Raw genomic sequence first — 10,044 nt, 5'->3', positions numbered from 1 at the left:
AGAAATTGTTGTACAAAGACATGAAAGTCTAAACTTACATTTTTGCAACTTGATTGGGACAAGAAACTCCAAACTCAAACTTTATAGATTTACAAAACTAAACTTATGTAATCTTGTGTGAATATATAGGTTTAAATACTACGTTACTTTTATTTATAAAGAAAAGACCCCCTAAGTTGCCTTTCTACTCTGTAACAAATTTAAAGACATAGTACATAAAAAATAGACAAGATAGATATGCTAGTCTACCAGCAATCGATTCTCTCATGAATTTCATAAGTATGACTTTGACAAGCAACGCTATGAATAACGGTATAAACAGTACCATAGCAAGTTTGATCGCTATGTCATTTATTGTTGGATTAAATGGTTCAAAATTAATTATAATGTTCACTTACCCTTCTATAATTATTTCATTTATATAATATAATTATATAAATGAAATCGCTACAAAGATACCATAAGGTTTCTTCCTCCAACTGAACCATCTTAAATTTAACCGGTTCTGGTGCAAATATAGGACGAATTTAAAGGAATAATCAGAATTCTCCTTTTTAACATCCTTTTGTTTTTACTGAAATTTGCCACAATCGGCACTTGAATGAAAATGGATACTTCTATACCTATCATTGTTTTGGGACATGAAAATGGGTAATTTTTCATAAAGTGATTGCTTCAGTTATATAATTTAAATACATTAAAGCATAATTCATAAATAATTGCGTACATATTTATCATGATTTTTAATAGCAAGTTCGTTATTTAAAAAAGAACTTTTCTCCATTTACGGCAGTGTAGAATGTTGCCTTCTTAAAATAAACATTTTGTTCTCCTCAATATCTCTGATTATCACAATTCATAACAAATACCATATATTTTTGACAGACTGCCCGTCAAAAATATATGTTGTAATTGATAATTTATATCAATTACAACGAACCTATTCAATAACTAAATTTAGCATGCACGGTTTCCCTTAAAAGTTGTAAATCAAATTTTCCACTTGGAACACCAAATAAATGTTCAAATGTTGGTTGAATGGATAAAACCCTTGCAATGCGTTCATCCGGAGTCCATTTGAATAACGATGAATCTACCCAATAGTGAATCGTTGAAAGTAAAAATTCTGCTGTAAGTATTGGATTATTAACATGATAAACTCCCTCTCTATTACCTTGAATAATTAAATCTGTTAGAATTGGCTTAAATTTACAGATGACATAAACATTTTATTATTAGTTTCTTGTCTCACATTCAAGAAGTTTAGACTTTCACGTCTTTCTATATATGATGATACCCTTTATAGTAGAGAATTTTTAATTATATTATAATCCTCTATTGTATCCACGTCATAAAATAATTTAGCATCACTATATACAGTAAACCTACCTTGTAAAGACTTATCAAAGAAAATAGAACGAGCTCCTTGGTCTCCTGTTAGTTTTTTCAAACTCGGAAAAATCTCCTTTGAAAATAAAATTGGTGGCCGCGGTATATCTTGAAAACTAGCAGCTACATAATCAAGTTGCGGGGAGTGTTCATAATCATCTATTAATGAATTTATAAGCTTAACTGTAATAAATGGTTGATCCGCAAGCATTACTACTACTCCATCAGCATTCATATCTTCTGCCTTTTCTAAGCCACAAAGAAGAGAGTAAGATTGGCCCAGACATGCTTTTTTACAAGAGAGAATATGAACTCTTTCTACTTGTGTATGTTGTAACAACCAAGACGGTTCATTTGAAACTACTATAACATCACTCAAATTGGAAGAAAGTGATGTATTTAATGCTATATTCCCAAGCAATGTATTTCCAGTTGGAAGGCATAGCTTATGTATCCCTGGACCTGTTCTTCTACTCCTTCCAGCTGCTAGATATATTCCTACTATTTTCATCATTTTTCATCCTCATTATTTGTATCATTTCTGCCATAATGCTTATAGCAATTTCTATTGGTCCCTCAGATCCAATAGATAAACCGGACGGAGAGAAAATCCATTTAGGTTTATCTACTCCCCCTAATAAACGTGCAGTACGATATCGGGATCCTAAAATACCTAGGTAACGACACGGACGGTTCTGTAAAAGGCTAAGTAGTTCTTGATCCCGTTTGAAATGATGGGTCATTAGCATTATAAAATCCTGTTCCTTTATAGATATCTTGGCCATAATCTCTTTTGGAAAACCGAGAACACATCTATCTGCTTCTGGAAACCGTAGTGGTGTACATAATCCCTCTCGCCAATCACAAACAGTAACAAAAAATCCTGTTTCTTTTGCTAAGGAGACAAGTGGTTTGGCATCTTCTCCTGCACCAATTACAAACAATTTTGGTCGTGGTTCGAAGCAATATACATATAGATGTTCATACCAACCATTTTTCAATTCAGAAAGTACTGGAATTTCTCCTTCCCAATCTCCAAACTCATGTCCTTCTTCGCTAAAAAAAAGAGTCTTCGATTTTAATAAATCTTTTATCATCCAGACACGTAGCCCTTTTTCTGTATATCCTCTTACTTTGCGTAAATATTCTTGATATATATAATTCACTTTTTCTAATAATATATAAATAATTCCATTACACCCTACTCCCCATGATAAATCATTTTCTTCCCTCATATCGAATTCATGTATGCTCCATTTTTCATTACTTAAATCTTTAGTATAAAGATAAAGTTCTTCCTCGATACACCCCGCGCTAAGCATTCCAACCTTTGTCCCATCTTCTCCAAATACCATCATTGAACCTTCTTTCCGGTATGATGAACCGGCTACTCGAAGGATGGTTGCAATAGTGCAACCTTGTCGGCTTGCTATTACCGTCTCTAATACCTCATGTATATCAACCATCACAATTCACCTTTCCTTTAACTTTGAAGGAGGGATTTTACCGCTTCTCTAATTTCTTGATAACTTGTGCATCGGCAAATGTTTGATTCTAACCACTCTTCAATTATTTTGTCTGTTGCTTTTGGATAATTTACTATAAGAGCATGACAGTTTACAATAAACCCGGGCGTACAGTACCCACACTGAAATGCCCAATGTTCTATAAATGCTCGTTGTACAGGAGATTCATGTAAACCTTCAATTGTTGTTATCCTTTTTTCTGTTGCTTCTACTGCAAGCATGATACAAGATTTTATCGGCCATCCATCCACTAAAACCGTACAGGTTCCACAGTCCCCATTTTCACATCCACGTTTTGCACCTGTTAAATCAAATTGGTCTCTCAATGTATCTAACAGGGTATCAGCTGTTCTCACTATTCCCTGCCGATTTTCTCCATTTATATAAAGAGTAAGCTTTTTAGTCAAAATACCCCTCCTTTAAAATGTTCTAACATGTCTCGTAATATATTTCTTAAAACAAACAACCGGTATTCTCTAGATCCACGAATATCATCTAGTACAGGTGCTGGAATATTTAACACAGTATGTTCTATCTTGTCTTCAACTGACATTTGATTATTATTGATAGCAATTTCCATAGCAGTAGCTCGAAAAGGAAAAGCACATAATCCACTAAATGCCATACGAATTTTATTTCCTTTTTTCAAAGCAGCCAGTGTAATTAATGGGTAATCAATTTTTTCAAGTTTTCTCTTTTTTACACTATAAAAAGGTAGTCCGACGTACTCTATATCAGTTAAGACTTGTAAAAGAAATTCTCCCTTACTTAATTGTAGTCTTTCTATAAATAGAGAATGGATAGAGACGTAACGTATACCTTTCATTCCTACAATTCCCAAAGTGCTGTCTGCTAATAAAAACGGAAGCACTGCCTCTCTATAACAGATTTCCCCTGCAATATTTCCACCCAACGTAATTTTGTTCCGTGCCGTTTGATCTGCTACTCTTGATGCTGTTTTACTCAAAAGTGGAAATACATTCGAATTTGAAACACGATTTAAAGTATGTGCCGCACCAAGAACCACATAATGCTGATACCTTCCAAGCACGTTACATTCAGGAATTTCCTTTATATCAATTACAGACTGGGCATAAAGATTCCCAAATCTGCCGAGGGTAATAATTTCAGTTCCACCGCTGTAATATATCGGATTTTTTCCTTCTTGATAAAGCTTAGAGTATAGTTGTAACGCTTCTGGTATAGAATGGGGACGATAATATTCAAAATCAGATGGAATCATGATAAAGGATCCTCCTTTTTCAGTTTCGTTCTCCAAATCAATTCTGGAGTAATCGGTAACTGATGTAAGGAAACTTGTGCTGCAACGGATAAGCTATTAGCAAGGGCGGCTGGCATTCCAAGGATGCCATGTTCGCCAAGAGCTCGGGAACCAAACGGAGAATTGTCATGAGGAATTTCTATAAATTCTACTTTATATTCTGGTTGTTGACCGTAGTGGGTTACTTTATATGAACGAAATTGATTATTTAATATTGTTCCTTTTTTGTCATAACAGAATGCTTCTCTTGTTGCAAAGCTAAGCCCCATACTCATTGCGCCCATTACTTGAGTCTCCGCTCCTTTTAAATTTAATACCTTTCCAGCATCTATTACGCTAAAAGCACGAATTAATTTATATGTATAATCCCGCGTATCAAATTCAACTTCCACTGCTTGTGCTGCAATTCCCCATTCCGGTCCTGATTTCCCCTTCCCAGTCTCCTTATCAGGTTCTGTGATTCCTTCAAACGTATATGCTCCTCTCCCTATAATCTGTTGGTTAATTACCTGTCCGCTTGAATCGACATATCCTAACGCAATCTGATCTATATCTATAGAAAGATTAGGAGATTCTTTAACATATACTTGTTTGCTGGCAATCTCTAAGCTCTCTATCGGATGTCCTAATAAAATAGAGGCAGATTTTTTTAACTGTGAAATGATATCTTCTGTAGCAGCTAGCACTGCATTCCCTACTAGATACGTAGTTCTGCTTGCGGCTGTTTTCCAATGTTTTGGTGCAACTTGTGTATCTACTTCCATTTTGATATGTATATCTTCTATCTTCAATTTCATTTTTTCTGCTACCATTTGCGCAAGCACAGTTTTTGTACCCGTTCCAATCTCCACTGCACCACAATGGATATTTACACTTCCGTTTTCATTAAACGTTATTAACGCACCTGCACCTGCATCTGATGGTGTTGTGGAGTTTTTCCATGCAAAAGCAATTCCCTTTGCATGTACTTTTCTATCTGAAATTCGGATATACTGCCCTTCATTCCAATTTATTAGTTTTTTTAATCTTTCTAAACATTTTTTCGGATTGCCCATATTGCTTCTTGTTACCGGAACTTGTGTAGGTGTCGTATCTCCTAGTTGGATTGCATTTTTTAATCGAAATTCAAGTGGACACATACCTAATTTGTTAGCCATAATATCTACTGTTCGCTCTACAACAAAAGTATATTCAGAATGTCCAAATCCACGGAATGCTGTAGCATAAGGATGGTTTGTATACATACAAAGCGAATCACACCCTACATGCTCAATTGAATAAGGTCCTGTACAATCTAGACCCGCCGCTTTACTGACAACAACAGCTCGATCCGCATAAGCTCCACCATCAAATAAAAAAAGGAATTCCGCAGACTTTAAGCTCCCTTCTTTCGTACAACCTAATTTGACTTTTGCTTGCAAACCAATATGAACGGGGGAAGTAATAAAATCCTCTTCTCTGCTATTACGAAGTTTTACCCTTCTTCCTCCTACAGCTTTAGAAGCAAGATAGGCTAAGATTTCAAGTTGCACCATGGTTTTCCCGCCATATGCTCCGCCTACTAAAGGTACTTGAACATGTATCTTGCCTTCATCTATATGAAATGCGTCACTCAGCTGCTTCCTAATCTCAAAGGGTGCCTGAGATGTAGATGTTACAAGAACAACTCCGTTCGGCTTAATCTCTACTTTTGTACATCTCGTTTCCATTGCCGCATGATCAGATTGTGAAAATGAGAAAAACTCTTCTACAATTATATCGCTCTCACTAAATCCTTTCTTAATATCACCCTTCCGAACTTTTGTACGTGTAGCAATATTTGTATTGGGTTCTGGGTATGCTTCCTCTATGATTCTATATTCTCCTAAACGTTCATGAACAAGAGGAGCATTGTTTTGATATGCCTGTATAGGAGAATTGACAACAGGAATTTCTTTGTACGTTACACGTATTGAAAAAACTGCTCTTTGGGCAGCTGCTTCACTATCTGCAATCACCATAGCAACCGGCTCACCAAAGTATCGTACCTTCTCAAAGGCTAACGGTGGCCGATCCACTATACTACTACCGACCAGGTAAGGATAGTCTTTACCCGTAACAATATTTCGAACACCCGGTATTTTCCAAGCCTCACTTGTATCAATGCTCTCTATATACGCATGTGCATATTCACTAGTTAAAAGCTTTACATGCAATATTCCTGTTTCATTTTCATCGTCAATATACTTTGCTCGTCCCGTTACTTTTTCCATCACTTCTTTCCTGGGAATACTTTTCCCAATGATACGATATTGACTCATAAGCCCCCTCCTTTTGTTCCTAATCTTATAGTATTAGTTTTATCCTGCCTTTAGTACATGTAAAAACTCGCTCTATAGGGGGAATGTTAACATTTTTATACTTTAAGGAATTCTCAAAACTCATTACTACTAATTCCAATTGAGACTATGATTTAAAGATAAGTTTAGGATATATTTCAAGCTATTCTATATAACCTAAAAGAAATAAATTTACTTGGTGTATATTTCATTAAAACATGGGCAGTACGCTTTTCATTAACAACAAAGAGATACCAACCATATCGCGCTAACACTTTTAATATAGTAATTGTTATATACATAATATAATTCTATTAAAATATCTAATTTATCCAATGAAAAGAGAGTACCTACGGAAACAGATATACTTATTTAGAAAAAAGGTGTTAAATGAGTATTGAAATAGGATATAAGCAAGTGAGCTTGTCCTTCTCAAAATGCGCATTAAAATAAGCACCTTATTCAGGTGCCAAATAAAACATAGGGGTACCAGCTGTATGTCAGAAAAACTTTCTATTTCATTATATGAAGTAATTTCTTCATTATGCCTAAATTAACTTCTAAATATATTTATTTTATAATTTTTATATAACAAAGAAAAAAGCACCCATTTCGAATGCTTTTTGACTTAAAGTAGATTCTCTTTAATTTTATTAATTATAATTTGAGCTGCTGATTTATCATCTTGTACCTTTAAATTTTTCCAGCCTACATGAAGATTGAAATTAGTACATTTAGCTCCGCCATAAAAGGAATCATTGTAATAGGTTAAATTAAGTTCCCAATACTCGATTCCGTTCGTTGGGCTTTCAATTGTATAAAAAAATGTTTTAATCTCGCTGACTGCATCTCTTATAGTATCCATACTAACTCCTCCTTCTCTTCACTCTATCTATTCGACAGAAAAGGGAAAAGTCCTACAAAATAAAAAGTCATCACCTTATTCACCGTTTCATTATTTAAAGCTGGTTTTAGTTTAAATAAAGGTATTGTATCTGCACCCTGGTGGGTATGGACTGGAGGCGCTTTAGGAGCTTTTTATGTACTAGCTACCATTATTCTTATTCCAAGAATTGGAGCGGGAACAACCGTAGCTTTGGTTCTCGCTGGCCAGATTGTTGCATCTGTATTAATAGATCAATTTGGTTTAATTAATGTTCCTATACATCTGTTATCTGTACCACGTATTCTTGGTGCTATTTTAGTAATTATAGGTGTTGTACTCATCCAAAAATTCTAGTTGTAAATTATTACCTAGAATAATTTACGTTGTTCATTTTAGATAAGTAGTTTTTATCATTCTTTTAGCTTTAATAATTTGAAGGGAAGATTCTAACTATGTATGCAAATATCCGCAATTTATTATTTAAGATGGACCCTGAAAAAGTTCATACACGAACTGTTCAAGCTCTAAAGGTTATGCAATCATTTTCATTTACTAGAACTTTATACAATACAAATATGAACTTGAATGATTCTAGATTAGAATGTAAATTACTAGATATTAAATTTCCTAATCCCATTGGTTTAGCAGCAGGTTTTGATAAGTTTGCTGATGTGTATCCAGCTCTTGCATCCCTTGGTTTTGGCTCTGTTGAAGTAGGTTCTATTACACCTAACCCTCAGCCTGGAAATCCTAAACCTTGTCTATATCGTTTACCCGAGGACACTGCACTTATTAACCGTAGGGGGTTTAATAGTGAGGGATTAAATAAAGCAAAGCAAAACTTTATGAGTTTACCACGTCCAGCTATACCTCTTGGAATTAATTTAGGGAAAAACAAATATAGTCCAAACCAAGACGCCTATTTGGACTATCAAAAAGGACTGGAAAAACTCTATACTCATGGCGATTATTTTGTCATTAATATTAGCTCTCCAAACACTGAAGGATTAAGAGATTTACAATACGTCGATACTTTAAAGCCATTATTAACTTCTATTTTAAATAAACGCGATGAATTATGTGAAAAACATAGTCAATATCGTCCTATTGTTTTAAAGATTGCTCCTGACTTAACTCCAGAACAACTAGAAGGAGTTATTTCAATAATTTTAGAAGTAAAAGCTGACGCAGTTATTGCTGCAAATACAACTATTTCTCGTACTAATTTCGTTTGTAAAACTTTATACTAGTATGATTTATCGAGGACCCTCTGTTGCAAAGCAAATTAACCAAGAAATTTTAAATTTACTAGAAAAAGATGGACTTTCTAGTATTACTGACGTTATTGGTCTATATCACAAATGAATTCTGCCCCGCTTCGAAAATTGAAGCTATAAACTTTCGCTTTTAGATATTAGTTGGGACAAAAATTTCTAAATAAAATTATGAATTCAATTCTTGTTATAAAAAACAAAACTGTTACTATTCCAACTTCCAACCACCAAAATACCGAGTAGGATATACTCGGTATTTTTTGCTATCGTTCTTTCGGAAGTGCAATTCCTTTATATAATTATAAAGGTGAGGATTTATTAAACTATTTATTTATCACGCTTGCATCAACTTTTACAATCAGTTTTCCTTTTTCAACAATTCCTGAAACCTTTTTAATTTTTAATGAAGCATTTCTTGGTAATATTAATTCTGCATATTCATTTCCCATATATACAGCATGTGTTCCTTTTGGAACTTCAATATCCATACGAATTGTTTTTGCCTTTTCTCCTAGATATTTATCAAGAATAGCTAGTGACGTACTTGTAAAACCTTTGTCTTTAACAGTTTTCCCTTCATATTTCTTCTTGAACTTTTCAATTGATTCCTTATTAACTATAGTTTCTTTTGGGTTTTTTGGATCTTTTGGAAAAAATGTCCCCGGTGCAATTCCAAACTGTTGTTCATCTGTATATCTATATACCATAATTGTATCTGGTACACTGGCAGCGTTCTGTTTAAATACTTTATCCATCTCTGCAGCGTATTCTTTTGCTACTTTTACATACTCTTTAGGATATCCATCTACTTTCCCTTCTCTTAAAGCTTGATTAATCCTTGTTCCATTTTGCTCATAGTTATTAAAAGCTTCTTTTGCTTTTGGTGTTACTACAATTTTATCTCTATGATTAGGAAGGTTCTTTCCATAATTTTTTGCTTCTTTTTCTTTGTCTTTAAAATCTATCAATTTATCTAAAAATTTATCCGCTTTTTTTGTAGATTCAATAGAAGAAATAGGGTAATCAAGAGTTGAACTTTGCCCCATTGCAGATGCTGCATTAGCTGTTCCACTCATAAGAACTATAGTCACTAGACCAAAAGAAGCAACTTTTTTACTTAACATGTGAATTTTCCCCTTTCAATGTCTTTAATATTTTTTAATATAAAGAGTTGGTTTTTTTTATTACTTTTCAATCGAAATGAAAGACATAATAATTTTCGCAGCACCCTTAACTACAAAATCAGGAACGACACCTGGTACAACTGATCTTAGGGATTTATATACTAATTCTTCAACAGTTTTTGAATTTCCGTAGTATTTATCTACCGCTTTTAAAACAGTTTCAAGTGTAATATTTTTTTTTATAA

11 protein-coding genes and 1 pseudogene are annotated in these 10,044 nt (G+C 34.0%); 2 read left to right on the top strand and 10 right to left on the bottom strand.

The window, feature by feature from the left end; translation table 11 throughout:
• Nucleotides 1-184: 184 nt before the first annotated feature.
• The 8 genes from MR167_RS33440 to MR167_RS28745 all read right to left on the bottom strand — a co-directional run bounded on the left by MR167_RS33440 (nucleotide 185) and on the right by MR167_RS28745 (nucleotide 7,380).
• Nucleotides 185-394, bottom strand: coding sequence for a hypothetical protein (locus MR167_RS33440; RefSeq protein ID WP_136983302.1), 210 nt, complete (start codon nucleotides 392-394; stop codon nucleotides 185-187).
• A gap of 550 nt (nucleotides 395-944) precedes the next feature.
• A complete protein-coding gene (locus tag MR167_RS33435; RefSeq protein WP_324287248.1) occupies nucleotides 945-1,217 on the bottom strand; it encodes a hypothetical protein in 273 nt (90 codons plus the stop codon).
• Between the two features lie 83 nt (nucleotides 1,218-1,300).
• Entirely contained in the window at nucleotides 1,301-1,903 is a 603-nt protein-coding gene (pucB, locus tag MR167_RS28770) for a xanthine dehydrogenase accessory protein PucB (protein ID WP_000975842.1), read from the bottom strand.
• Nucleotides 1,860-2,855 (bottom strand): XdhC family protein, encoded by a 996-nt coding sequence (locus MR167_RS28765; protein WP_136983301.1) that lies wholly within the window; start codon nucleotides 2,853-2,855, stop codon nucleotides 1,860-1,862. The genes pucB and MR167_RS28765 overlap by 44 nt, the downstream gene beginning before the upstream one ends.
• Nucleotides 2,856-2,872: 17 nt before the next feature.
• Nucleotides 2,873-3,322 carry a (2Fe-2S)-binding protein gene (locus MR167_RS28760; RefSeq protein ID WP_153582045.1) on the bottom strand — a complete coding sequence of 150 codons (450 nt, stop codon included), beginning with the start codon at nucleotides 3,320-3,322 and terminating at the stop codon, nucleotides 2,873-2,875.
• Nucleotides 3,319-4,158, bottom strand: a complete 840-nt coding sequence (locus MR167_RS28755) for an FAD binding domain-containing protein (protein WP_136983299.1) — start codon at nucleotides 4,156-4,158, stop codon at nucleotides 3,319-3,321. The genes MR167_RS28760 and MR167_RS28755 overlap by 4 nt, the downstream gene beginning before the upstream one ends.
• Entirely contained in the window at nucleotides 4,155-6,497 is a 2,343-nt protein-coding gene (locus MR167_RS28750) for a xanthine dehydrogenase family protein molybdopterin-binding subunit (RefSeq protein WP_242316066.1), read from the bottom strand. Before MR167_RS28750 ends, MR167_RS28755 begins: the two co-directional genes overlap by 4 nt.
• A gap of 646 nt (nucleotides 6,498-7,143) precedes the next feature.
• Nucleotides 7,144-7,380 (bottom strand): hypothetical protein, encoded by a 237-nt coding sequence (locus MR167_RS28745; RefSeq protein ID WP_000379739.1) that lies wholly within the window; start codon nucleotides 7,378-7,380, stop codon nucleotides 7,144-7,146.
• A 69-nt stretch (nucleotides 7,381-7,449) separates the two neighbouring features.
• Here MR167_RS28745 and MR167_RS28740 point away from each other — a divergent pair.
• Together MR167_RS28740 and MR167_RS28735 are read left to right on the top strand one after the other, a co-directional pair.
• Nucleotides 7,450-7,755, top strand: a pseudogene (locus MR167_RS28740) (DMT family transporter); the annotation flags it as partial.
• A 98-nt stretch (nucleotides 7,756-7,853) separates the two neighbouring features.
• Nucleotides 7,854-8,651 carry a quinone-dependent dihydroorotate dehydrogenase gene (locus tag MR167_RS28735; protein ID WP_242316065.1) on the top strand — a complete coding sequence of 266 codons (798 nt, stop codon included), beginning with the start codon at nucleotides 7,854-7,856 and terminating at the stop codon, nucleotides 8,649-8,651.
• A gap of 347 nt (nucleotides 8,652-8,998) precedes the next feature.
• Here the strand turns inward: MR167_RS28735 and MR167_RS28730 are convergent, their stop codons facing one another.
• Both MR167_RS28730 and MR167_RS28725 read right to left on the bottom strand, forming a co-directional pair.
• Nucleotides 8,999-9,799, bottom strand: a complete 801-nt coding sequence (locus tag MR167_RS28730; RefSeq protein ID WP_242316064.1) for an ADP-ribosyltransferase — start codon at nucleotides 9,797-9,799, stop codon at nucleotides 8,999-9,001.
• A 60-nt stretch (nucleotides 9,800-9,859) separates the two neighbouring features.
• Nucleotides 9,860-10,044, bottom strand: a 185-nt coding sequence (locus tag MR167_RS28725) for a hypothetical protein (protein ID WP_242316062.1), incomplete at its 5' end; no start/stop codon positions are given.

It is taken from the genome of Bacillus cereus group sp. BfR-BA-01355 (assembly GCF_022663675.1).
Classification (GTDB): domain Bacteria; phylum Bacillota; class Bacilli; order Bacillales; family Bacillaceae_G; genus Bacillus_A; species Bacillus_A thuringiensis_S.
Note: the sequence above shows the minus strand (reverse complement) of the source record. Positions and strands in the feature narration are given on the sequence as shown.

Coding starts and splice junctions, on each gene's coding strand:
- pucB (WP_000975842.1), bottom strand. CDS start 1,903: ATGATGAAAATAGTAGGAATATATCTAGCAGCTGGAAGGAGTAGAAGA.
- MR167_RS28765 (WP_136983301.1), bottom strand. CDS start 2,855: ATGGTTGATATACATGAGGTATTAGAGACGGTAATAGCAAGCCGACAA.
- MR167_RS28755 (WP_136983299.1), bottom strand. CDS start 4,158: ATGATTCCATCTGATTTTGAATATTATCGTCCCCATTCTATACCAGAA.
- MR167_RS28750 (WP_242316066.1), bottom strand. CDS start 6,497: ATGAGTCAATATCGTATCATTGGGAAAAGTATTCCCAGGAAAGAAGTG.
- MR167_RS28745 (WP_000379739.1), bottom strand. CDS start 7,380: ATGGATACTATAAGAGATGCAGTCAGCGAGATTAAAACATTTTTTTAT.
- MR167_RS28735 (WP_242316065.1), top strand. CDS start 7,854: ATGTATGCAAATATCCGCAATTTATTATTTAAGATGGACCCTGAAAAA.
- MR167_RS28730 (WP_242316064.1), bottom strand. CDS start 9,799: ATGTTAAGTAAAAAAGTTGCTTCTTTTGGTCTAGTGACTATAGTTCTT.